The 22,217-nt window shown below is 65.9% G+C and carries 29 protein-coding genes and 1 tRNA gene; 22 read left to right on the forward strand and 8 right to left on the reverse strand.

All coding sequences use genetic code 11. The annotated features are described in order from the left end of the window. Window positions 1-46: 46 nt before the first annotated feature. The 3 genes from QTI45_RS07375 (at window position 47) to ubiA (ending at window position 2,629) form a co-directional block, all read left to right on the forward strand. Window positions 47-1,012 carry a LysR substrate-binding domain-containing protein gene (locus QTI45_RS07375; RefSeq protein WP_286371082.1) on the forward strand — a complete coding sequence of 322 codons (966 nt, stop codon included), beginning with the start codon at window positions 47-49 and terminating at the stop codon, window positions 1,010-1,012. 122 nt (window positions 1,013-1,134) lie between these two features. Beyond that, the gene (locus QTI45_RS07380) at window positions 1,135-1,728 is read left to right on the forward strand and encodes a Dps family protein (protein WP_286371083.1); all 594 of its coding nucleotides are present in this window, start codon (window positions 1,135-1,137) and stop codon (window positions 1,726-1,728) included. Window positions 1,729-1,756: 28 nt separating this feature from the next. Continuing rightward, entirely contained in the window at window positions 1,757-2,629 is an 873-nt protein-coding gene (gene ubiA / locus QTI45_RS07385; RefSeq protein ID WP_286653908.1) for a 4-hydroxybenzoate octaprenyltransferase, read from the forward strand. A gap of 9 nt (window positions 2,630-2,638) precedes the next feature. Here the strand turns inward: ubiA and proC are convergent, their stop codons facing one another. Then, complete coding sequence (gene proC / locus QTI45_RS07390; protein ID WP_286371084.1) at window positions 2,639-3,496, reverse strand: pyrroline-5-carboxylate reductase; 858 nt, start codon at window positions 3,494-3,496, stop codon at window positions 2,639-2,641. Beyond that, window positions 3,493-4,650 carry an esterase-like activity of phytase family protein gene (locus QTI45_RS07395; RefSeq protein WP_286653909.1) on the reverse strand — a complete coding sequence of 386 codons (1,158 nt, stop codon included), beginning with the start codon at window positions 4,648-4,650 and terminating at the stop codon, window positions 3,493-3,495. Before QTI45_RS07395 ends, proC begins: the two co-directional genes overlap by 4 nt. A 241-nt stretch (window positions 4,651-4,891) precedes the next feature. On the opposite strand from QTI45_RS07395, the gene rplN reads away from it, so the two are divergent. The 18 genes from rplN to QTI45_RS07485 all read left to right on the forward strand — a co-directional run bounded on the left by rplN (window position 4,892) and on the right by QTI45_RS07485 (window position 13,777). After that, window positions 4,892-5,260 (forward strand): 50S ribosomal protein L14, encoded by a 369-nt coding sequence (gene rplN, locus QTI45_RS07400; protein ID WP_068674584.1) that lies wholly within the window; start codon window positions 4,892-4,894, stop codon window positions 5,258-5,260. A 13-nt stretch (window positions 5,261-5,273) separates the two neighbouring features. After that, window positions 5,274-5,591 carry a 50S ribosomal protein L24 gene (gene rplX, locus QTI45_RS07405; protein WP_286371086.1) on the forward strand — a complete coding sequence of 106 codons (318 nt, stop codon included), beginning with the start codon at window positions 5,274-5,276 and terminating at the stop codon, window positions 5,589-5,591. Window positions 5,592-5,602: 11 nt separating this feature from the next. Next, a complete protein-coding gene (gene rplE / locus QTI45_RS07410) occupies window positions 5,603-6,142 on the forward strand; it encodes a 50S ribosomal protein L5 (protein ID WP_286371087.1) in 540 nt (179 codons plus the stop codon). 8 nt (window positions 6,143-6,150) lie between these two features. Beyond that, window positions 6,151-6,456 carry a 30S ribosomal protein S14 gene (rpsN, locus tag QTI45_RS07415; RefSeq protein ID WP_286371088.1) on the forward strand — a complete coding sequence of 102 codons (306 nt, stop codon included), beginning with the start codon at window positions 6,151-6,153 and terminating at the stop codon, window positions 6,454-6,456. A 20-nt stretch (window positions 6,457-6,476) separates the two neighbouring features. Next, window positions 6,477-6,872, forward strand: coding sequence for a 30S ribosomal protein S8 (rpsH, locus tag QTI45_RS07420; RefSeq protein ID WP_286371089.1), 396 nt, complete (start codon window positions 6,477-6,479; stop codon window positions 6,870-6,872). Window positions 6,873-6,896: 24 nt separating this feature from the next. Next, on the forward strand, window positions 6,897-7,430 hold the full coding sequence (rplF, locus tag QTI45_RS07425) for a 50S ribosomal protein L6 (protein WP_286371090.1): 534 nt from the start codon (window positions 6,897-6,899) through the stop codon (window positions 7,428-7,430). Window positions 7,431-7,444: 14 nt separating this feature from the next. Beyond that, window positions 7,445-7,810, forward strand: coding sequence for a 50S ribosomal protein L18 (gene rplR, locus QTI45_RS07430; RefSeq protein WP_286371184.1), 366 nt, complete (start codon window positions 7,445-7,447; stop codon window positions 7,808-7,810). Window positions 7,811-7,828: 18 nt separating this feature from the next. Further along, window positions 7,829-8,347 (forward strand): 30S ribosomal protein S5, encoded by a 519-nt coding sequence (rpsE, locus tag QTI45_RS07435; RefSeq protein ID WP_028250822.1) that lies wholly within the window; start codon window positions 7,829-7,831, stop codon window positions 8,345-8,347. An 11-nt stretch (window positions 8,348-8,358) separates the two neighbouring features. Beyond that, window positions 8,359-8,541: a 50S ribosomal protein L30 gene (rpmD, locus tag QTI45_RS07440; protein ID WP_286371091.1), complete on the forward strand. Its 183-nt coding sequence runs from the start codon at window positions 8,359-8,361 to the stop codon at window positions 8,539-8,541. 21 nt (window positions 8,542-8,562) lie between these two features. Further along, window positions 8,563-8,994, forward strand: a complete 432-nt coding sequence (gene rplO / locus QTI45_RS07445; protein ID WP_286371092.1) for a 50S ribosomal protein L15 — start codon at window positions 8,563-8,565, stop codon at window positions 8,992-8,994. 25 nt (window positions 8,995-9,019) lie between these two features. Next, on the forward strand, window positions 9,020-10,330 hold the full coding sequence (gene secY, locus QTI45_RS07450) for a preprotein translocase subunit SecY (protein ID WP_286371093.1): 1,311 nt from the start codon (window positions 9,020-9,022) through the stop codon (window positions 10,328-10,330). Between the two features lie 76 nt (window positions 10,331-10,406). Beyond that, window positions 10,407-10,520 carry a 50S ribosomal protein L36 gene (gene rpmJ, locus QTI45_RS07455; protein WP_038201958.1) on the forward strand — a complete coding sequence of 38 codons (114 nt, stop codon included), beginning with the start codon at window positions 10,407-10,409 and terminating at the stop codon, window positions 10,518-10,520. A gap of 24 nt (window positions 10,521-10,544) precedes the next feature. Beyond that, the gene (gene rpsM, locus QTI45_RS07460; RefSeq protein ID WP_286371094.1) at window positions 10,545-10,910 is read left to right on the forward strand and encodes a 30S ribosomal protein S13; all 366 of its coding nucleotides are present in this window, start codon (window positions 10,545-10,547) and stop codon (window positions 10,908-10,910) included. A gap of 9 nt (window positions 10,911-10,919) precedes the next feature. Beyond that, window positions 10,920-11,324, forward strand: coding sequence for a 30S ribosomal protein S11 (gene rpsK, locus QTI45_RS07465; protein ID WP_009124825.1), 405 nt, complete (start codon window positions 10,920-10,922; stop codon window positions 11,322-11,324). A gap of 132 nt (window positions 11,325-11,456) precedes the next feature. Then, window positions 11,457-12,080, forward strand: a complete 624-nt coding sequence (rpsD, locus tag QTI45_RS07470; protein ID WP_286371095.1) for a 30S ribosomal protein S4 — start codon at window positions 11,457-11,459, stop codon at window positions 12,078-12,080. 123 nt (window positions 12,081-12,203) lie between these two features. After that, entirely contained in the window at window positions 12,204-13,193 is a 990-nt protein-coding gene (locus QTI45_RS07475) for a DNA-directed RNA polymerase subunit alpha (RefSeq protein ID WP_093382585.1), read from the forward strand. 87 nt (window positions 13,194-13,280) lie between these two features. Beyond that, window positions 13,281-13,682: a 50S ribosomal protein L17 gene (gene rplQ, locus QTI45_RS07480; RefSeq protein WP_286371096.1), complete on the forward strand. Its 402-nt coding sequence runs from the start codon at window positions 13,281-13,283 to the stop codon at window positions 13,680-13,682. Window positions 13,683-13,700: 18 nt separating this feature from the next. Then, window positions 13,701-13,777 (forward strand) — tRNA-Met (locus tag QTI45_RS07485). A 157-nt stretch (window positions 13,778-13,934) separates the two neighbouring features. On the opposite strand, the gene QTI45_RS07490 is transcribed toward QTI45_RS07485, so the two are convergent. The 6 genes from QTI45_RS07490 to QTI45_RS07515 are packed head-to-tail and all read right to left on the reverse strand — an operon-like array spanning window position 13,935 to window position 20,829. After that, complete coding sequence (locus QTI45_RS07490; protein WP_286653910.1) at window positions 13,935-14,330, reverse strand: RidA family protein; 396 nt, start codon at window positions 14,328-14,330, stop codon at window positions 13,935-13,937. Continuing rightward, complete coding sequence (locus QTI45_RS07495) at window positions 14,327-15,946, reverse strand: AMP-binding protein (RefSeq protein WP_286653911.1); 1,620 nt, start codon at window positions 15,944-15,946, stop codon at window positions 14,327-14,329. The genes QTI45_RS07490 and QTI45_RS07495 overlap by 4 nt, the downstream gene beginning before the upstream one ends. After that, window positions 15,943-17,136, reverse strand: a complete 1,194-nt coding sequence (locus QTI45_RS07500; protein ID WP_286653912.1) for an acyl-CoA dehydrogenase family protein — start codon at window positions 17,134-17,136, stop codon at window positions 15,943-15,945. Before QTI45_RS07500 ends, QTI45_RS07495 begins: the two co-directional genes overlap by 4 nt. A 5-nt stretch (window positions 17,137-17,141) precedes the next feature. Beyond that, the gene (locus QTI45_RS07505; RefSeq protein WP_286653913.1) at window positions 17,142-17,996 is read right to left on the reverse strand and encodes an enoyl-CoA hydratase family protein; all 855 of its coding nucleotides are present in this window, start codon (window positions 17,994-17,996) and stop codon (window positions 17,142-17,144) included. Beyond that, complete coding sequence (locus QTI45_RS07510; protein WP_286653914.1) at window positions 17,993-18,469, reverse strand: MarR family winged helix-turn-helix transcriptional regulator; 477 nt, start codon at window positions 18,467-18,469, stop codon at window positions 17,993-17,995. Before QTI45_RS07510 ends, QTI45_RS07505 begins: the two co-directional genes overlap by 4 nt. Before the next feature lie 2 nt (window positions 18,470-18,471). Continuing rightward, entirely contained in the window at window positions 18,472-20,829 is a 2,358-nt protein-coding gene (locus QTI45_RS07515) for a bifunctional salicylyl-CoA 5-hydroxylase/oxidoreductase (protein WP_286653915.1), read from the reverse strand. Between the two features lie 105 nt (window positions 20,830-20,934). On the opposite strand from QTI45_RS07515, the gene QTI45_RS07520 reads away from it, so the two are divergent. After that, complete coding sequence (locus QTI45_RS07520) at window positions 20,935-22,206, forward strand: class I SAM-dependent methyltransferase (RefSeq protein WP_286653916.1); 1,272 nt, start codon at window positions 20,935-20,937, stop codon at window positions 22,204-22,206. Window positions 22,207-22,217 lie beyond the last annotated feature (11 nt).

Raw genomic sequence — 22,217 nt, forward strand, 5'->3', positions numbered from 1 at the left:
CCGAAGGGCGGGGCAAGCCGGGGGCGAGCAATAATTGACGAAAGCTATGACCCTGACCGAACTCAAATACATCGTCGCAGTTGCCCGCGAGCGGCATTTCGGCAAGGCTGCCGAGGCCTGCTACGTCTCGCAGCCCACGCTGTCGGTGGCGATCAAGAAGCTCGAGGACGAGCTCGAGGTGAAGCTTTTCGAGCGCAGCGCGGGCGAAGTCACGGTGACGCCGCTGGGCGAACAGATCGTCCAGCAGGCGCAGAGCGTGCTCGACCAGGCCGCGAGCATCAAGGAGATCGCCAAGCGCGGCAAGGACCCGCTGTCGGGCCCGCTGAACCTCGGCGTGATCTACACCATCGGCCCCTACCTGCTGCCCGACCTGGTGCGCCAGATCATCACCCGCACGCCGCAGATGCCGCTGGTGCTGCAGGAGAACTTCACTGCCAAGCTGCTCGAGATGCTGCGCGCCGGAGAGATCGACTGCGCGATCATGGCCGAGCCCTTTCCCGACACCGGCCTCGCGATGGCCGGGCTCTACGACGAGCCCTTCATGGCCGCGCTGCCGGCGCACCATCCGCTGGCCGACCGCGAGTCCGTGACCTCCGACGAACTCAAGAAGGAAACCATGCTGCTGCTCGGCACCGGCCACTGCTTTCGCGACCACGTGCTCGAGGTGTGCCCCGAGTTCGCGCGTTTCTCGAGCAACGCCGAAGGCATCCGCAAGAGCTTCGAGGGCTCCTCGCTCGAGACCATCAAGCACATGGTGGCCTCGGGCATGGGCGTGACGCTGGTGCCGCGGCTGTCGGTGCCGGCCGAGGCGCTCAAGCCGCGCGGCAAGGGCCGCAAGGAGCCCGAGCAGATCGTGCGCTACCTGCCGGTGCGCGACACCCACGGCGGCGAGCCGCCGACGCGCCGCGTGGTGCTGGCCTGGCGCCGCAGCTTCACGCGCTACGAGGCGATCGCCGCGCTGCGCAACGCGATCTACGCCTGCGAATTGCCGGGCGTCAAGAGGCTTTCGTGAAGCTTTGCGGGACAGACCAAAAACTGCGCCAGCAGTTTTTGCTCTGTCCTCAACTGTCTGGAAGCTTGCGCTAGAGTGCGGCTCTGTCCTCGTCAACTCTTCTGTAGAAAGAACCTGTCGCCATGGCCAAAGTCATCAAGAAGCCGAAGTCGCCCGCCACCCCCGCACCGGCATCCTCCGCCGGCAAGGTGCCCAAGAAGGGCGGAGTCAAGGTGGCCGAGGAGTCCGGCAGCCGCAACGCGCCGATCATCAACATCGGCATCGATCGCCAGGATCGGGCCGCCATCGCCGAAGGCCTGAGCCGCGTGCTGGCCGACACCTACACCCTCTACCTGACCACGCACAACTTCCACTGGAACGTGACCGGTCCGCACTTCAACTCGCTGCACGCGATGTTCATGACCCAGTACACCGAGCTGTGGGGCTCGACCGACGTGATCGCCGAGCGCATCCGCGCGCTGGGCCACTACGCCCCGGGTTCCTACTCCGAGTTCAGCAAGATCGCGACCGTGCCCGACGTGCCGCAGACGCCGCCCAAGGCCATGGAGATGGTGCGCATCCTGGTCAAGGGACACGAGACCGTCTCGCGCATCGCGCGCGAGTTCATCCCGGTCGCCGAAGAAGCCGGCGACGACCCCACCGCCGACATGCTCACCGCGCGCTGCACCGTGCACGACCAGACCGCCTGGATGCTGCGCTCGCTGCTCGAGGAGTGATTCGCGCAACCTGGCTCGCAGCGTGTCGATGACGATGACGTCCGGGCGTTCGCGGATCTCGCTGTGGCTCGATCTGATCCGCTGGAACCGGCCAGCCGGCTGGCTGCTGCTGCTGTGGCCGACCCTGGGTGCGCTGTGGTTCGCTGCCGGCGGCTGGCCCGGCTGGCACCTGCTGGCGGTGTTCGTGCTCGGCACCATCCTGATGCGCAGCGCGGGCTGCTGCATCAACGATGTCGCCGACCGCGAGTTCGACCGCCACGTCAAGCGCACCGCGCAGCGGCCGGTCACGAGCGGCGCGATCTCCGTCAAGGAGGCGCTGGCGGTCGGCGCGGTGCTCGCCCTGTGCGCCTTCGCGCTGGTGCTCACCACCAACCGGGTGACCGTGTGGTGGTCGTTCGTCGCGCTGGCCGTCACGCTGGTGTATCCCTACGCGAAGCGCTTCGTGTCGATTCCGCAGGCGGTGCTCGGCATCGCCTTCAGCTTCGGCATTCCGATGGCCTTTGCCGCCGTCCGCGCCGAGGTGCCCGCACTGGCCTGGTGGCTGCTGGCAGGCAACCTGTTCTGGGTGCTGGCCTACGACACCGAATACGCGATGGTCGACCGCGACGACGATCTGCGCATCGGCATGAAGACCTCGGCGATCACCTTCGGGCGTTTCGACGTCGCGATCGTGATGGCGTGCTACGCGATGTTCCTCGTCGTCTGGACCGCGGTCGGCGCGGGCCTGGGGCTGGGCCCGGTGTTCTACCTGGCGATCGCCGCGGCGGCAGCGCAGGCCCTGTGGCACTGGCGCCTGATCCGCGACCGCAGCCGCGAAGGCTGCTTCAAGGCCTTCCGCCTCAACCACTGGCTTGGCTTCACGGTGTTCGCCGGTGTCGCCGCGGGCTACGCCTTCGGCTGAACCGGCGGATCAGCCCTTGCCGAACTCGGCGCCCAGCTCGCCGGCGCGCAGGTGGGCGGCCCGGATCGCGGCCTTGAACTTGGCGGCGACGTCCGCCTTCTGCATCGACGTGATCGCCGCGTAGGTAGTGCCGCCCTTGGACGTCACGCGCTCGCGCAGCACCGACGGCGGCTCGCTGGCGCTGGCGGCCAGGGCCGTGGCGCCCGAGAAGGTGCCGACGGCGAGCTGGTGGGCCTGCTCGGGCGTCAGGCCCAGCTCGATGCCGGCCTCGGTCATGGCCTCGATGAAATAGAAGACATAGGCGGGGCCGGAGCCGGAGACTGCCGTGACCGCGTCGAGCGCTGCCTCGGCATCGACCCAGAGCAGCTCGCCGGTGGCGGCCAGCACCTGCTCCACGCGCTTGCGGCCGGTGGCATCGACGGCATCGCGCGCGAACAGCCCGGTCATGCCCTGGCCGACCAATGCCGGGGTGTTGGGCATGGCGCGCACCACGCGTTCGGTGCCGAGCCAGCGGGCGATGCTGTCGGACGGGATGCCCGCGGCGACGCTCAGGTGCAGGGCGTCGGGCGCCAGTCCGCGCACCGGTTTCGCGGCCTCGGCGAAGCTCTGCGGCTTGACGGCCCAGACCACCACTTCGCAGCGCGCGAGAGCCGGGCCGGCCTCGGCCTGGGCGAGGATGCCGAAGTCGCGCGCCAGCCGTTCGCGGGCCTCGGCGAAAGGTTCGACCACCTCGAAGGTGGCGGCCGGCGTGTCCTGGCGGATGAGGCCGCCGATGACCGCGCTGGCCATGTTGCCGCCGCCGATGAAGGCGATCGGCGGCAGGGGCGCCGGCTCCTGGCGGGGCAGGAAAGTGACTGCGATGTTCATGACTTGTCCGTGAATTCGAAGGCTGCGAACTGGGTGACCTGCAGCGGATTGAAATTGTCGTCGCTCAGCACCACCAGCAGGCGCCGGCCATTGGGCAGATCCGGTCCCCAGCAGAGGCCCTCGCTGTTGTCCAGGCGCGAGAGGCCGAGCAGCGCGAAGTCCGCCACCCGCTTTTTCGGCACCGGACGGTGATTGTCCGGCGCCAGCGCATCGAGGGCCAGGGTGTCGCTGCCTTCGCGGGTATCGATCTCGTAGAGCCGCAGCGAGTTGCCGGTGCCGGCCGCGTAGGCGCGCTCGAGCACCAGCATGCGGTGCGCGTCGATCATCAGCACCTCGCTGACGCCGTTGTCGGCGTAGCTGCCGGGCACCAGCGGGCGCAGGGGGATCGCGTCCGGCACGTAGGCGATCTGGCGCCGGGCCTGGCCGCCCGCGAGCTCGATCCGGGTGAAGCGGCACGGGCCGCCGGGAGCGCCCAGGGTCGGCACCGGGCCGTCTTGCAGCAGCGCGTTTTCCATCGCCACCCAGGCATCGCGGCCGTCCGGCGTCAGCGCCAGGCCCTCGAGGCCGAGGTTGTCCCGGGGGCCGCGCCGTCCGCGGCGGTCGACCTCGAACATCGGCGGCAACCCGATCTGCCGCACCAGCGTGCCGTCGCGCCGGGATTCATGGAGTGCCGGGCCGAAGCCGCGCGCGACATCGCCCTCGCTGGTCCAGAGCACCGTCCCGGTGTCCGGTCGCCAGCGGATCGCTTCGGGGTCCACCACCGGGGTTCCCGGGCTCGCCGCGCCGCGTGCCGGCCACGGCGCACCGTCGGCCTGTCGCAGCAATGCGACACCTGTTGCCTGCGGCGCCGCGCCCTCCACGGCCGGCCAGCGCGCGCTGTAGAAGCGCGCCGGCGCCAGATCCGATCGGTCGTCCGACAAGAGCAAGTACTCACCTGACGAGCGGTCGTAGTCGATCCCCGAAAGACCGCCCACGGGGGTGCCCGCGAAATCCAGCCTGTGAGCCCAGCGCGCCTCGGCGAGCAGTCGCAGGCGCTGTTCCGCCGGCGCGCCCGGTCCTTCGGCCACCCCGCTGCGGCAGGCCGCGAGGCTGGCGGCGATGCCCGCCAGCAGCAGGCGTCGGCGGGAAAAAGGCGTCGGGAGTCGGTTCGGCACGCTGCGAGTCTACGGGCACCGAACATGCGGGCAGGGAGGGTGTTGACGTCCCGCCGGGACTATGCAACAATCGCGGGCTTCGCTTTTAAAGGCGAGCGTTTCTGCAAAGTTTGCAGTTTCAGCCCAAAGGAAGCGCGCCGGAGTGGTTTCGGTGCGTGGACGACGGGCCCAAGACTGACCGCAGTGCTGCACATCGGAATCGTCCGAGCCGGCTAACGGTACAAGTTGGGAATATCACGACATGATCCAAACTGAATCTCGGCTCGACGTAGCCGACAACACAGGCGCGAAATCCGTCCTGTGTATCAAGGTGCTCGGCGGCTCCAAGCGGCGTTATGCCAGCGTGGGCGACGTCATCAAGGTCAGCATCAAGGAAGCCGCTCCGCGTGGTCGCGTCAAGAAGGGCGAGATCTACAGCGCAGTGGTGGTCCGCACCGCCAAGGGCATCCGTCGCGCCGACGGTTCGCTCGTCAAGTTCGACGGCAATGCCGCCGTGCTGCTCAACGCCAAGCTGGAGCCCATCGGCACCCGCATCTTCGGACCGGTCACGCGCGAACTGCGCACCGAGAAGTTCATGAAGATCGTGTCGCTGGCACCCGAAGTTCTGTAAGGACAACAACGCCATGAACAAGATTCGCAAAGGCGACCAGGTCATCGTGTTGGCCGGGCGCGACAAGGGCAAGCGCGGCACTGTGTCGCTGCGCAAGGATGACTCCCATCTGGTCATCGACGGCATCAACCTCGTGAAGAAGCACACCAAGCCGAACCCCCTCAAGGGTACGACCGGTGGCATCGTCGAGAAGTCCATGCCGATTCATCAATCCAACGTGGCGATCTTCAATGCCGCGACCGGCAAGGCCGATCGCGTGGGCATCAAGGTCACGGACGGCAAGCGCGTGCGCGTCTTCAAGTCCAGCGGCGAAGAAATCAAGCTGGCCTAAGGAGCACTCACATGGCACGTCTCCAACAACACTATCGCGAAAAGATCGCGAAGGACCTGACCGAAAAGTTCGGCTACACCTCGCCGATGCAGGTCCCGCGTCTGACCAAGATCACGCTCAACATGGGCGTGGGTGAAGCAGTCGCCGACAAGAAGGTCCTCGACAACGCTGTCGCCGACCTGACCAAGATCGCCGGCCAGAAGCCCGTGGTCACCAAGTCAAAGAAGGCCATCGCTGGTTTCAAGATCCGCGAGAACCAGCCGATCGGCTGCATGGTCACGCTGCGCGGCGTCCAGATGTACGAATTCCTCGATCGTTTCGTCACCGTGGCCCTGCCGCGCGTGCGTGACTTCCGCGGTATTTCGGGTCGTGCCTTCGACGGCCGCGGCAACTACAACATCGGCGTGAAAGAGCAGATCATTTTCCCCGAGATCGAATACGACAAGGTCGATGCCCTGCGCGGTCTCAATATCAGCATCACGACGACGGCCAAGACCGACGAAGAAGCCAAGGCGCTTCTCGCTGGCTTCCGTTTCCCGTTCAAGAACTGAGGCGACCTGTGGCTAAAGCATCTTTGATCCAACGCGAACTCAAGCGCGACAACCTGGTCGCCAAGTACGCCGCCAAGCACGCCGAACTCAAGGCGATCGCCAACGACTTCAAGAAGAGCGACGAAGAGCGCGCTGCTGCCCGCCTGGGCCTGCAGAAGCTCCCGCGCAACGCGAACCCCACGCGCCAGCGCAACCGTTGCGAAATCACCGGTCGTCCGCGTGGCACCTTCCGTCAATTCGGTCTGGGCCGCGCCAAGATCCGCGAACTGGCTTTCAACGGCGACATCCCCGGTGTCACCAAGGCCAGCTGGTAAGCCAGGCAGGAGCAAACAACATGAGCATGAGTGATCCCATTGCCGACCTGCTGACGCGTATCCGTAACGCGCAGATGGTGGCGAAGCCCACTGTGTCGGTCCCGTCTTCCAAGGTGAAGGTCGCGATCTCGCAGGTCCTGAAGGACGAAGGCTACATCGACGGTTTCCAAGTCAAGACCGAGGACGGCAAGTCCGAACTCGTCATCACGCTGAAGTACTACGCTGGCCGTCCGGTCATCGAGCGCATCGAGCGTGTGAGCCGTCCCGGCCTGCGTGTCTACAAGGCAGCGCAAGCCATTCCGCAAGTCCAGAACGGCCTCGGCGTCGCCATCGTCACGACCCCCCAGGGCGTGATGACCGACCGCAAGGCGCGCGCTACCGGTGTCGGTGGCGAAGTCCTGTGCTACGTCGCCTAACCGAGACATCGAGGAGTCACTGAAATGTCCCGAGTAGGAAAAATGCCGGTCACCATCCCCGCAGGCGTGGATGTGTCGATCAAGGAAGACCAGATCAGCGTCAAGGGTTCGGGCGGTTCGCTCAGCCTGGCCCGCAACGCTCTGGTGAACGTCGCCAACAACGACGGCAAGCTGAGCTTCGAGCCCGCCAACGATTCGCGTGAAGCGAATGCGCTGAGCGGCACGATCCGCCAGCTGGTGAACAACATGGTGGTCGGTGTGACCAAGGGCTTCGAGAAGAAGCTGAACCTGGTCGGCGTGGGCTTCAAGGCCGCGGCGCAAGGTTCCAAGCTGAACCTGCAAGTCGGTTACTCGCACCCGGTCAACAAGGACATGCCGCAAGGCATCACGGTGGCAACGCCGACCCCGACCGAAATCATCATCAAGGGTGCCGACCGCCAGCGCGTCGGCCAGGTCGCCGCCGAGATCCGTGCCATCCGTCCGCCAGAGCCCTACAAGGGCAAGGGCATCCGCTATGCGGACGAGAAGATCACGATCAAAGAGACCAAGAAGAAATAAGGGGCAGCAAAATGATGTTGACCAAAAAAGCACAGCGCCTTCGCCGCTCGCGCCAGACCCGCATCCGCATTGCGACGCAAGGCGTGGCGCGCCTGACGGTGAACCGCACCAACCTGCACATCTACGCCACCGTCATCTCCGACGACGGCTCCAAGGTGATCGCCACCGCATCGACCGCCGAAGCCGAAGTGCGCGCATCGCTGGGCGCATCGGGCAAGGGTGCCACCGCAGCCGCGGCCACCGCCATCGGCAAGCGCATCGCTGAAAAGGCGAAGGCAGCCGGCGTCGAGAAGGTCGCCTTCGACCGCGCAGGTTTCGCCTACCACGGCCGCGTCAAGGCGCTGGCTGAAGCGGCCCGCGAAGCCGGCCTGCAGTTCTAACCGGACACGAGATTCAAAATGGCAAAGATTCAGGCAAGAACGCAGAACGAAGGCCCCGAGGACGGTCTGCGCGAGAAGATGATCGCGATCAACCGCGTCACCAAGGTGGTGAAGGGTGGTCGTATCCTCGGTTTCGCAGCACTCACCGTGGTCGGTGACGGCGACGGCCGCGTCGGCATGGGCAAGGGCAAGTCCAAGGAAGTGCCCGCTGCAGTGCAGAAGGCAATGGAAGAAGCCCGCCGCAACCTGGCGAAGATCTCGATCAAGAACGGCACGCTGCATCACCGCGTGACGGGCCACCACGGCGCCGCTTCGGTGGTCATGATCCCGGCTCCCAAGGGTACCGGCATCATCGCCGGCGGCCCGATGCGCGCCGTCTTCGAAGTGATGGGCATCACCGACATCGTGGCCAAGAGCCACGGTTCGTCGAACCCCTACAACATGGTCCGCGCCACCCTGGACGGCCTGAAGAACTCGACGACCGCGTCAGAAGTCGCTGCCAAGCGCGGCCTGACCGTCGAAGAACTCTTCGCCTGAGGAGCAGCAACATGACGCAACAACAAACCGTCAAGGTGCAATTGGTCAAGAGCCCGATCGGCACCAAGGAATCGCATCGCGCCACCGTGCGCGGCCTGGGCCTGCGCAAGCTTAACAGCGTGAGCGAGCTGCAGGACACGCCCGCAGTGCGCGGCATGATCAACAAGATCAGTTATCTGGTCAAAGTGCTCTAACCGGCACCGAGAGAGACGCATATGGAACTCAATGGCATCAAGCCGGCCGACGGCGCCAAGCATGCAAAGCGCCGTGTCGGTCGCGGCATCGGCTCGGGCATCGGCAAGACCGCAGGTCGCGGTCACAAGGGTCAGAAGTCGCGTGCGGGCGGTTTCCACAAGGTGGGCTTCGAAGGCGGTCAAATGCCTCTGCAGCGCCGTCTGCCGAAGCGCGGCTTCAAGTCGCAATCGCTCAAGTACAACGCTGAAGTCACGCTGACCGCTCTCGAGCAGCTCGGCCTGGCCGAAGTGGACCTGCTGGCACTGAAGCAAGCCGGTCTCGTGGGCCAGATCGCCAAGGTCGTCAAGGTCATCAAGACCGGCGAACTGACCAAGGCCGTCAAGCTGACGGGCATCGGCGCGACCGCCGGCGCCAAGGCCGCGATCGAAGCCGCCGGCGGCAGCATCGCCTAAATACACGGACTGAAAGTACTTCTTCGTGGCAACCAACGCGGCAACGCTCGCAAAAACAGGCAAGTTCGGTGACCTGCGTCGCCGGCTCGTCTTTTTGCTGCTCGCGCTCGTGGTCTATCGCATCGGAGCTCACATTCCGGTGCCGGGCATCAACCCGGACCAACTGGCGCAGCTGTTCCAAGGTCAGCAGGGCGGCATCCTGAGCCTGTTCAACATGTTCTCGGGCGGGGCGCTGTCGCGCTTCACCGTGTTCGCGTTGGGCATCATGCCGTACATCTCCGCGTCGATCATCATGCAACTGATGACCTACGTGGTGCCGACCTTCGAGCAACTGAAGAAGGAAGGCGAGGCCGGTCGGCGCAAGATCACGCAGTACACCCGCTACGGTGCCCTGGCGCTGGCCCTGTTCCAGTCCTTCAGCATCGCTGTCGCACTCGAGTCCTCGGCTGGCCTGGTCATCTCGCCCGGCTTCGGCTTCCGCATCACGGCAGTGGTCAGCCTCACGGCCGGCTCGATGTTCCTGATGTGGCTCGGCGAGCAGATCACCGAACGCGGTCTCGGCAACGGCATCTCGATCCTGATCTTCGCCGGCATCGCTGCCGGCCTGCCGGGAGCGATCGGCGGCCTGGCTTCGCTGGTCACCACGGGTGCCATGAATCCGATCGTCGCGCTGTTCATCATCGCCGTGGTCGTGCTGGTGACCTACTTCGTGGTGTTCGTCGAACGCGGCCAGCGCAAGATCCTCGTGAACTATGCGCGGCGCCAGGTCGGCAACAAGGTCTACGGCGGACAGTCGTCGCACCTGCCGCTGAAGCTGAACATGGCCGGCGTGATCCCGCCGATCTTCGCCTCGTCGATCATCCTGCTGCCGTCCACGGTGGTGGGCTGGTTCAGCACCGGCGAGAGCATGCGCTGGATCCGGGACATCGCGAGCGCGTTGCAGCCGGGACAGCCGATCTACGTGCTGCTGTACGCCACCGCGATCGTGTTCTTCTGCTTCTTCTACACGGCGCTGGTGTTCAACAGCCGCGAAACCGCCGACAACCTGAAGAAGAGCGGTGCGTTCATTCCTGGCATTCGCCCGGGTGACCAGACCGCGCGCTACATCGACAAGATCCTGGTTCGCCTGACGTTGGCCGGCGCGGTGTACATCACCTTCGTCTGCCTGCTGCCGGAGTTCCTGATCCTCAAGTACAACGTGCCGTTCTATTTCGGTGGCACGTCCTTGCTGATCATCGTGGTCGTGACGATGGACTTCATGGCCCAGGTGCAGAACTACATGATGTCGCAGCAGTACGAGTCGCTGCTGAAGAAAGCCAACTTCAAGACGTCGTAGCCATGCGGGTCTTTGAGCGCAACGAATTTTCGGGCGAATGGTTCGCCGAGTTGAACAAGAGTTTTAGGAGAATGAAATGAGAGTTTCGGCTTCGGTCAAAACCATCTGCCGTAATTGCAAGATCATCCGCCGCAAGGGTGTGGTGCGTGTGATCTGTACCGACCCGCGCCACAAGCAGCGCCAGGGTTGATTGTTAGAGATTTAGAGGACGCACATGGCACGTATTGCTGGCATCAACATTCCGCCGCACAAGCACGCTGAAATCGGCCTGACCGCCATTTTCGGCATCGGTCGCACTCGCGCACGCAAGATCTGCGAAGCGAGCGGCATCGACTATGCGAAGAAGATCAAGGATCTGACCGACGCCGATCTCGAGAAGATCCGCGACCAGATCGCTCTCTTCACCATCGAAGGTGACCTGCGTCGCGAGACGACGATGAACATCAAGCGCTTGATGGACATCGGCTGCTATCGCGGCTTCCGTCACCGTCGCGGCCTGCCGATGCGCGGCCAGCGCACGCGCACCAATGCCCGCACCCGCAAGGGTCCGCGCAAGGCAGCGCAGTCCCTGAAGAAATAAGGATAGACCATGGCTAAAGCTCCCGCCAACAACGCGGCGCAACGCGTTCGCAAGAAGGTCCGCAAGAACGTTGCGGACGGCATTGCACACGTGCACGCCTCGTTCAACAACACGATCATCACGATCACTGACCGCCAGGGCAACGCCCTGTCGTGGGCATCGTCGGGTGGTCAGGGCTTCAAGGGCTCGCGCAAGTCGACTCCGTTCGCTGCGCAGGTCGCTTCCGAAGTCGCCGGCCGCGCTGCGGTCGAGCAAGGCATCAAGAACCTCGACGTCGAGATCAAGGGCCCCGGCCCCGGTCGCGAATCGTCGGTGCGCGCCCTGGCTGCGCTCGGCATCCGGATCAATTCCATTGCCGACGTGACTCCGGTGCCGCACAACGGCTGCCGTCCTCAGAAGCGCCGTCGCATCTAAGGCGACAGCGCCCGGCGCAGCCCGCTTCACGGCGGCTGCGCATTTTTTGTTTTTGTTGAAGCCCACCGCCGCCGGCACGCCGCCGATGGCTCCCGCAGTTCCGCTGCGGCAGATGACATAGAAGGAAATCACGTGGCACGCTACCTCGGCCCCAAGGCCAAACTCTCCCGCCGTGAAGGCACCGACCTGTTCCTGAAGAGCGCCCGCCGCTCGATCCAGGACAAGTCGAAGTTCGACTCCAAGCCCGGCCAGCACGGTCGCACCTCGGGTCAGCGCACCTCCGACTTCGGCCTGCAACTGCGTGAAAAGCAGAAGGTCAAGCGCATGTACGGCGTGCTCGAGAAGCAGTTCCGCCGCTACTTCGAGGAAGCCGATCGCCGCCGTGGCAACACCGGCGCCAACCTGCTGTTCATCCTCGAATCGCGCCTGGACAACGTGGTCTACCGCATGGGCTTTGGCTCGACGCGCGCCGAAGCACGTCAGCTGGTGTCGCACAAGGCGATCACGGTGAACGGCCAGTCGGTCAACATCCCGTCGTACCTGGTCAAGACCGGCGACGTGATCGCCGTGCGCGACAAGTCGAAGAAGCAGACCCGCGTGGCCGAAGCCCTGCAACTGGCCGCCCAAGTGGGCATGCCGGCGTGGGTCGAAGTCAACGCCGACAAGGCCGAAGGCACCTTCAAGAAGGTTCCGGATCGCGACGAATTCGCCGCCGACATCAACGAATCGCTGATCGTCGAACTCTATTCCCGCTAAGACGGCAACGGGCTGCTGACGCGGCCCGTACTTTTGAATTTTGTTCCCGCCGGGGCTGCGCCCCGCGGGCGCTTCACCAGCCTTACCGGTGTAACGAGCCGGGGGTATTGAGAGGAAGTCTGAATGCAAACAACCCTGCTGAAACCCAAGACCATCCAGGTCGAGCAACTCGCGCCCAACAAGGCGAAGGTCACGCTCGAGCCGTTCGAGCGCGGCTACGGCCACACGCTCGGCAATGCACTGCGTCGCGTCCTGCTGTCGTCGATGGTCGGCTATTCGGCCACCGAAGTCACGATCGCCGGCGTGCTGCACGAGTACTCGTCGATCGATGGCGTGCAGGAAGACGTCGTCAACATCCTGTTGAACCTCAAGGGCGTGGTGTTCAAGCTCCACAACCGCGATGAAGTCACGCTGAGCCTGCGCAAGGACGGCGAAGGCCCGGTCACCGCTTCGGACATCCAGACGCCGCACGACGTCGAGATCATCAACCCGGACCACGTGATCGCCCATCTGTCGCAAGGCGGCAAGCTGGACATGCAGATCAAGGTCGAGAAGGGCCGCGGCTACGTGCCCGGCACGATGCGCCGCTACGCTGACGAGCCGACCAAGTCGATCGGCCGGATCGTGCTGGACGCTTCGTTCTCGCCGGTCAAGCGCGTGAGCTACACGGTCGAAAGCGCCCGTGTCGAACAGCGTACCGACCTCGACAAGCTGCTGGTCGAGATCGAGACCAACGGTGCGATCACCGCCGAAGACGCGGTCCGCGCCTCGGCCAAGATCCTGGTGGAGCAACTGGCTGTGTTCGCTCAGCTCGAAGGTGGCGAACTCGCCGCGTTTGACGCCCCGGCACCGCGCAGCGCCCAGCAGTTCGACCCGATCCTGCTGCGCCCGGTCGACGAGCTCGAACTCACGGTGCGTTCGGCCAACTGCCTGAAGGCCGAGAACATCTACTACATCGGTGACCTGATCCAGCGCACCGAGAACGAGCTGCTCAAGACCCCGAACCTGGGTCGCAAGTCGCTCAACGAAATCAAGGAAGTGCTCGCCTCGCGCGGCCTCACCTTGGGCATGAAGCTCGAGAGCTGGCCGCCGGCCGGCCTGGATAAGCGATAATTCGAAGTTGGCCCTGAAGAAGAGGGCCAGTGCACCGGGCAGTACCTGATACGGCTGCCTGTTTTTATAAAGTAAAGGAAAAGCACCATGCGTCACGGACACGGACTCCGCAAACTCAACCGCACCAGCTCGCACCGCCTCGCGATGCTGCAGAACATGATGAACTCGCTCATCGAGCACGAGGCCATCAAGACCACGCTCCCCAAGGCCAAGGAACTGCGCCGCGTCATCGAGCCGATGATCACCCTGGCCAAGAAGCCGACGGTCGCCAACAAGCGCCTCGCCTTCGACCGCCTGCGCGACCGCGACATGGTCGTCAAGCTGTTCGGCGAACTCGGTCCACGCTATCAGGCACGTCCGGGCGGCTACACGCGCATCCTGAAAATGGGTTTCCGCGTGGGCGACAACGCGCCGATGGCGCTGGTCGAACTGGTTGACCGTCCCGATGTGTCGGAAGTTGTTGCCGACGAGCAAAACGCCGAAGAATAGTATATAATTCCATCTTGCCGCGCGATGGAGCAGCCTGGTAGCTCGTTGGGCTCATAACCCAAAGGTCGCAAGTTCAAATCTTGCTCGCGCAACCAAATTCCCGATAACCCCAAGAAGGTTGTCGACGAAGCAAAAAAGCCCACTTTCGAGTGGGCTTTTTTGTTTTTGAAATTCCGGAATCCTCGTTGTCGAGATTCTTTCGAAAAACACCGCGGAACCGGTTGGGCCGGCCCGCGCGTGTTGTCGCCCGGGTCAGTCCGGGATGACTGCGGTCACCTCGATCTCGACCTTGGCCCGCGCCTCGACCAGCCTGGCCACCTGGACGCAGGTCATCGCCGGGAAATTGCGGCCCATGGCCTCCCGGTACACCGGCCCCAGCTCGCCGAGGCGGCTGTTGTACTCGTCCCGGTCGGTGATGTACCAGGTCATGCGCACCATGTGCTCCGGACCCGCCCCGGCTTCGCGCAGCACCTCGACGATATTGCGCAGCGCCTGGCCAGTCTGCGCGATGAAATCGTCGGTCTCGAATTGCTGCTGCGAATTCCAGCCGATCTGTCCGCCGACGAATATCTGGGTGCCGCGCGCGGCGATGCCGTTGGCATAGCCTTTGGGAGGCAGCCAGCCTGGGGGTTGAAGGTGCTTGATCATGTCATTTGCCTCAATTTGAATCTTTGGAGTTTTCCGGTCTCGGTGCGCGGCAGGTTCGCCACGAAGGTGATTTCACGTGGGTATTTGTAAGGCGCGATGGTGGCCTTGACGTGCTCCTGCAGCGCCTTGGTCAGTGCCGCGTCGCCCGTGTGTCCGGGCTTGAGCACGCAGAAGGCCTTGACGATCATGCCGCGCTCGTCGTCGGGCTTGCCGATGACGCCGCATTCGGCCACTGCCGGATGCTTGAGCAGCGCATCCTCGACTTCCGGGCCGCCGACGTTGTAGCCGGCCGTGACGATCATGTCGTCGGCGCGCGACTGGTAGAAGAAATAGCCGTCCTCATCCTCGACGAAGGCGTCGCCGGGGTAGTTCCAGCCGTTGCGCACGTAGTCGGCCTGCCTCGGATCGTCGAGGTAGCGGCAGCCGACCGGCCCGATGATCGCCAGCTTGCCGACCGTGCCGCGCGGCACCTCGTTGCCCTCTTCGTCGACGATCTTCGCCGTGAAGCCGGGCACCGCCTTGCCGACCGCGCCGCGCCGCACTTCGTCACCGGCGGCCGAGATGTAGATGTGGAAGACCTCGGTGCCGCCGATGCCGTCGACCATCTCGAGTCCGGTCGCCTGCTTCCAGAGCTGCCGTGTGGCGTCGGGCAGTGCTTCGCCGGCGCTCACGCTGATGCGCAGGCTCGGCACGCCGGCGGCCTTCGCGAAAGGCGCCATCTGCCGGTAGAAGGTGGGCGCCGTGTAGCAGAGGGTGGCGCCGATGTCGCGGATCACCTGGACCATGGTCTCGGGCGTGTAGGGCTTGTCGTGGAAGTACACCGAGGCGCCGGCCCACATCGGAAACACCAGCAGGCCGCCGAGCCCGAAGGTGAAGGCCAGTGGCGGCGAGCCGATGACGATGTCTTCGCTGCGCGCCTTGAGCACGTGGCGCGGCCAGGTCTGGCACATCGCGAGCACGTCGCGGTGGGTGGTGACCGGGGCCTTGGGCTTGCCGGTGGTGCCGGAGGTGAAGGCCAGCAGGGCGATGTCGTCGGCGGCCGTGGGGCAGGCCTGGAAGACGCCGCTCTTCGAGGCGGCCCGGGCGGTGAGCGAATCGGGCGCGTCGAGCTGATTGAAGGCGACGATGGTGCGCAGCACCGGATGGGCCTGCTGCGCGGCCTGCAGCTCGTCGAGCAGCTTGCCTTCGCACAGCGCCACCGTGGGTTGCGCCTTGTCGATGATCTCGCCGAGCTCCTTGGCCCGCAGCAGCGGCATCGTGGCGACCGCGATCAGGCCGGCCTTGACCACCGCCAGCCAGGCCAGCGCCATCGCGATCGAGTTGCCGCCGCGCAGCAGGACGCGGTTGCCCGGCACCAGGCGCAGGTCCTCGGTCAGCACCTGGGCGATGCGATTGACCTCGACGGCAGCTTCGGCATAGCTGAGCGTGCGACCGGGGGAGCGCAGCATCGGCTTGTCCGCGAAGCCCTTGGCGGCCGCCTTGTCGAGCAGTTCCTCGACCAGGTTCAGCTGGTCGGGCAGCTGCAGCTCGGGCAGCTCGTAGCGGAAGATCGGCAGCTGGTCCGACGGCGGCAGGCGGTCGTGCACGTAGCGATCGGTTTGTGCACTGGGGCTCATGGATTCCTCAGCACGGCCTTGCCGATGATCAGTTGCTGGACTTCGGTCGCACCCTCGTAGATGCGCAGCGAGCGGATGTCGCGGTAGAGGCTCTCGACCTTGGTTCCGACCTTCACGCCCAGGCCGCCGTGCATCTGCAGCGCCATGTCGATCACGCGGCTGGCGTTTTCGGTGGCGCACATCTTCGCCATCGCGGCGGCGGCGGTCAGGTCGCCGACGGCAGGTGCCCCACGGCGCTCGCTGTCGTCGCGCATCCACGCCGCACGGTAGGTCAGCAGCGCGGCGCTGTCGATCAGCGCCGCCATCTCGCCGAGCTTGGCTTGCGTGAGCTGGAAGTCGGCCAGCGTGTGGCCGAACATCTTGCGTTTCTGGGCATGCTGGATGGCTTCCGACAGCGCGCGCCGCGCCATGCCGAGCGCGGCACCGGCGACCGAGGCGCGAAAGATGTCGAGCGTGCGCATCGCCAGCTTGAAGCCGCCGTTGAGCTCGCCGAGCTGGGCCGTGCGCGGCACCGTGCAGCCGTCGAAGCGCAGGGTGGCGAGCGGGTGCGGCGCCATCACGTCGATGTGGGCCGAGCTGTCGAGGCCGGGCGTCTTCGCATCGACGATGAAGGCCGTGATGCCGCGCGAGCCGGCGTTCGGATCGGTCTTGGCGAAGACGCAGTAGAAGTCGGCGATGCCGCCGTTGCTGATCCAGGTCTTCTCGCCCGTGAGGCGCCAGCCGTCGGCGGTGGCTTCGGCCCGCATCGCCATCGCGCCGACGTCGGAGCCGGCCTCGGGCTCGCTGAGCGCGAAGGCCGCGATCTTGTCGCCGCGTCCGACCGGCGCCAGGTACTCGGCGTGCTGCGCGGCGCTGCCGGCGAGCGTGATCGCGCCGCTGCCCAGCCCCTGCATCGCGAAGGCGAAATCGGCCAGCGGCGAGTGGAAGGCGAGCGTCTCGCGCAGCAGCACCAGGGCCCGCGAGTCGAGCCGCTCGAGGGCGCCGCCGGAAGAGGCCGGCACGCAGTAGCGCAGCCAGCCGCCGTCGCCGAGGCGTCGTACCCAGTCTCGGCAGGCGGCACGGTCGTCGCGCTCGTCCACCGATTGCGCTGCCGCCCAGGGCAGCAGCTCGCGCGCGAGGGCGCGGTGCGGGTCATCGAAGAAGGGCAGCGCGAGATGCGCCGTCGAAGGATCTACAGCGGATGCGGCCATCTCGATCAGTCTCCCTGGAAGGCGGGCTTGCGCTTGGCCGAGAAGGCCTCGTAGGCGCGCTTGAAGTCTTCGGTCTGCATGCAGATCGCCTGGGCCTGGGCTTCGGCCTCGATCGCCTGGTCGATGGTCATCGACCATTCCTGCGACAGCATGGTCTTGGTCATGCCGTGGGCGAAGCTCGGGCCTTCGGCCAGATCGCGGGCGACCGCGGTGGCGGCGGCGAGCAGGGCGTCGCTGTCGTGCAGGGCGTTGAAGAAGCCCCAGGCCTGGCCCTCCTGTGCGGTCATGGCGCGGCCGGTGAACAGCAGCTCGGAGGCGCGGCCCTGGCCGATCACACGCGGCAGCAGGGCGCAGGCGCCCATGTCGGCGCCGGCCAGCCCGACCCGCGTGAACAGGAAGGCGGTCTTGGTCGCCGGCGAACCGTAGCGCAGGTCGCAGGCCAGCGCGATCATGGCGCCGGCGCCGGCGCAGACGCCGTCGATGGCGCCGACGATCGGCTGCGGGCAATGGCGGATCGCTTTCACGAGGTCGCCGGTCATGCGCGTGAACTCGAGCAGTTCGGGCATCGTCATGCGGGTCAGCGGGCCGATGATCTCGTGGACGTCGCCGCCCGAGCAGAAATTGCCGCCCGCGCCCGTGACCACGATCGCCTTGACGTCGGTGGCGTAGTTCAGCGCCCGGAACAGGTCGCGCAGCTCGCCGTAGGAGTCGAAGGTGAGCGGGTTCTTGCGCTCCGGGCGGTTCAGCGTGATGGTGCCGACGCCGGCCTCGAAGGCCCACGAGAAATGCTCGGCCTGGTAGCCGGCCTTGGGTTCGAACTGTGCGCGCATGGGACTTGCCGCGCCGATGTAGTGCTTCATAGGGCCTCCGCCATTTGTTGATGCGAGTGCTGCTTGACCTTGCCGAGCAGCTTGTGGAGCTGGTTGATTTCTTTCGGGCTCAGCGACGCGAAGGCGTCGCAGATCCAGGCTTCGTGCTGTTGCGCCATGTCGTTGAAGAGCTTGCGGCCGCGCGCCGTGAGGCGCACCCGCCAGGCACGGCGGTCGCCGGCCACATCGACGCGCTCGACCAGCCCTTCGGTGACCAGCTGGTCGGTGATGCCGGTGACGTTGCCGCCCGTTACCATCATGCGGCGCGACAGCTCGTTCATCTTGAGCCCCTCGGGCGCGCGCTCGAGCTGCGACATCAGGTCGAAGCGCGGCAGCGTGGTGGCGAACTGCTCGCGCAGCTCGTTGCGCACCTGCTTCTCGATCAGCTGGGTGCAGGTCAGCAGGCGCAGCCAGAGCCGGAGCTCGTCCGGGTGCTCGCTGTGGGCGCGTGCCTCCATGTCCATGGTCATTGCTCCTCTTCGGCGGCGCGCGGCGCGGCCGCCAGCGCCGCTGCGAGTTGCTGCTGCTTGGCGATCTCGCGGTACATCTGGTCGCGGCCGCTCAGGTACTGCTTGGGCCAGTCGACCTCGCGGCTTTGCAGCTTGGCGGCCTCGTGCAAGGTCCAGGCCGGATCGGCCAGGTGCGGCCGGGCGATCGCGCAGAGGTCGGCGCGGCCGGCCGCGATGATGCTGTTGGCCTGGTCGGCGTCGGTGATGGCGCCGACCGCGATGGTCGAGATGCCGACCTCGTTGCGGATCCGGTCGGCGAAAGGCGTCTGGTACATGCGGCCATACACCGGCTTGGCGGCGCGCGTGGTCTGGCCCGAGGAGACGTCGATGAAGTCGGCGCCAGCTTCCTTGAAGGCGCGCGCCATTTCCACCGCGTCGGCGTCGGTGTTGCCGCCCGGCGCCCAGTCGTGGGCCGAGATGCGCACGCTCATCGGGCGCTCGGCCGGCCAGGCGGCGCGCATCGCGCGGAACACCTCGAGCGGGTAGCGCAGGCGGTTTTCGACACTGCCGCCGTAGTCGTCGGTGCGAAGGTTGGTCAGCGGGCTCAGGAAGGCCGACAGCAGGTAGCCGTGGGCGCAGTGCAGCTCGAGCCAGTCGAAGCCGATCTCGGCGGCGCGGCGGGTGGAGGCGACGAACTGGTCGCGCATCAGGTCCATCTGCTCGCGGGTCATGGCCGCCGGCAGCTGGTTCTGCTCGCCATAGGCCAGCGCGCTGGCCGACAGCAGCGGCCAGTTGCCGCTGGCGAGCGGCTCGTCGGTGCCTTCCCAGCCGACCTGGGTCGAGCCCTTGGGGCCGCTGTGGCCGAGCTGCATGCCGATCTTCGCGCTCGACTGCACATGGACGAAGTCGACGATGCGCTGGAAGGCGGCCTGTTGCGTGTCGTTGTAGAGCCCGGTGCAGGCCGGTGTGATGCGGCCCTCGGGCGTCGGGCTGGTCATCTCGACCATCACCATCGCGGCGCCGCCCAGTGCGCGCGCGCCCAGGTGCACCAGCAGGAAGTCCTGCGGCACGCCGTCGACCGCGCTGTAGGTGGCCATCGGCGAGACGAGGATGCGGTTCTTGAGCTCGAGGCCGCGCACCTTGAGCGGCATCAGCATCGGTGCGACCGGCTTGCCGCCCGACAGCCACTGCTCGTAGCCGCCCAGCCACTGCGTGTCGCGCAGCCGCAGGTTCTCGTGGCTGATGCGCTGCGAGCGCGTGAGCAGCGAATAGGCGAACTGCTCGATCTCCATGCCGGTGTAGCGCGGCACGTTCTCGAACCATTCGGTGGAGTTGCGCGCCGCGTTCTGGATCTTCAGCACCTCGACGCTGCGGCGGGCCTCGTAGGCCTCGAGCACGGGGTCGATGTCGCCGCCGCTTTCGAACTCGTTCGCCAGGTCGATCGCGTCTTCGAGCGCCAGCTTGGTGCCGGAGCCGATCGAGAAGTGCGCGGTGTGGGCGGCGTCGCCCATCAGCACCACCGGCACCGTGCGGCCGTCGACCTCGACGCGGTGCGTCCAGTGGTTGCAGACCACGCGCGGGAAGCGGATCCAGTTGGCCGAACCGCGCAGGTGGGTGGCGTTGCTGATCAGCGTGTGGCCGCCCAGGTACTTGGCGAACAGCTTCTCGCAGAAGGCGATGGCCTCGGGCTGTTCCATCTTGTCGAGCCCGTGCGCCTCCCAGACCGCCTCGGGCGTCTCGACGATGAAGGTCGAGGTCTTGTCGTCGAACTGGTAGGCGTGAGCCTGGAACCAGCCGTGCTCGGTCTGTTCGAAGGCGAAGGTGAAGGCGTCGAAGGTCTGGTGGGTGCCGAGCCAGACGAAGCGGCACTTGCGCAGGTCGATGTCGGGCTGGTAGACCTCGGCGTAGCGCTGGCGGATGCGGCTGTTGAGGCCGTCGCTGGCGATCACGAGGTCGGCCTTGTATTGCGCCGCCAGGGCCTGGTCGTCGGTGGCGTCGGTCTCGAACACCAGGTTGACGCCGAGCTCGAGGCAGCGCTCCTGCAGGATGTTGAGCAGCCGCTTGCGGCCGATGCCGCAGAAGCCGTGGCCGCCCGAGCGCACCTGCCGGCCCTTGAAGAACACCTGGATGTCGTCCCAGTGATGGAACTCGTTGCCGATCAGCTTGGCGGTGGGCGCGTCGGCGGCGGCCAGGTTGGCCAGCGTCTGGTCGCTCAGCACCACGCCCCAGCCGAAGGTGTCGAACGGGCGGTTTCGCTCGATCACCGTGATCTCCAGAGAAGGCTGGCGGGCCTTCATCAGCAGCGCGAAGTAGAGCCCGGCAGGGCCACCGCCGATGCACAGCACGCGGCGAAGATTCGGAGTGAAGCTATTCATGGATAAATAGTTTAGACATAAACAATCTCGTGTCAACCATGGGAAGCCCGAAGTTCCATGCCCCTGTGGTTGACGGGGCCGTTTCCGCTGGCAAGAATGTTCTGCATGCAAAGCCTGATACCGAAGATCGAGTCCCAGCTTTCTTCTCTGTCCGTCCCTGTCGCGCTGCAACTCCCCGACGGCCGGGAGGTCTCCCAGGACGGCGCCCGCGTTACCCTGGCCTTCAAGGACTGGGCCGAGCTGGCCAAGCTGGGGCGGCGCCAGATCGGTGCGATCGGCGAGGCCTACGTCGAGGGGAGGGTCCAGATCGAAGGCGCCATGCGCGACCTGATCGACGTCGCCGTCGGCCTGCTGCCCGGCAACCCGGCCGAGACCGACACCGGCTGGTGGAGCCGCCTGCAGCGCCGCGCGAAATCGCGGGGCTCGCATTCGCTGGGCAAGGACGCGGCCCAGATCGAGTTCCACTACGACGTGTCGGACGACTTCTACGCCCTGTGGCTGGATGCGCGGCGGGTCTATTCGTGCGCCTACTTCCGCAGCGCCGACATGACGCTGGCCCAGGCCCAGGAAGCCAAGCTCGACCACATCTGCCGCAAGCTGATGCTCAAGCCGGGCGAGCGCTACCTCGACATCGGTTCGGGCTGGGGCGCGCTCCTGATGTGGGCGGCCGAGCACTACGGCGTCGATGCCACCGGCATCACGCTGTCGAAGAACCAGCACGCCCACGTGCAGCGCCTGATCGAGGAGAAGGGGCTGCAGGGCCGGGTGCGGGTCGAGTTGCGCGACTACCGGCAGCTCGACAATGCCGAGCCCTTCGACAAGATCTCTTCGGTCGGCATGTTCGAGCATGTGGGCAGCGCCAACATGGGCACCTACTTCCGCAAGCTGCATTCGCTGCTGGTGCCCGGCGGGCTGGTGATGAACCACGGCATCACTTCGGGCGGGCTCGACTACCGGCAGCTCGGCGCCGGCATGGGCGACTTCATCGAGAAGTACATCTTCCCGGGCGGCGAACTGCTGCACGTGACCCATGTGCTGCGCGAAACCGCGGCGGCGGGGCTGGAGATGGTCGATACCGAGAACCTGCGGCCCCACTATGCACGCACGCTGTGGGCCTGGTCCGACACGCTCGAGTCGCGGCTCGACGAAGCGCGCGAAGTGCTGCAGCGCAGCGGCGGCCGACAGGGCGAGAACGCCGAGCGCATCCTGCGTGCCTACCGGCTCTATCTGGCCGGTTCGGCGATGAGTTTCGAGCAGGGCTGGATCTCGCTGCACCAGATGCTGTCGACCCGGCCGGACGGCCAGGTCGATGCGCGGACGCTGCGCGGCGCGCAATCGGAGTACCCTTTCGTTCGGGACTACATCTACAGCAAGTAAAGAGAGGCTAC

It is taken from the genome of Variovorax saccharolyticus, from assembly GCF_030316765.1.
Taxonomy (GTDB): Bacteria; Pseudomonadota; Gammaproteobacteria; order Burkholderiales; family Burkholderiaceae_C; genus Variovorax; species Variovorax saccharolyticus.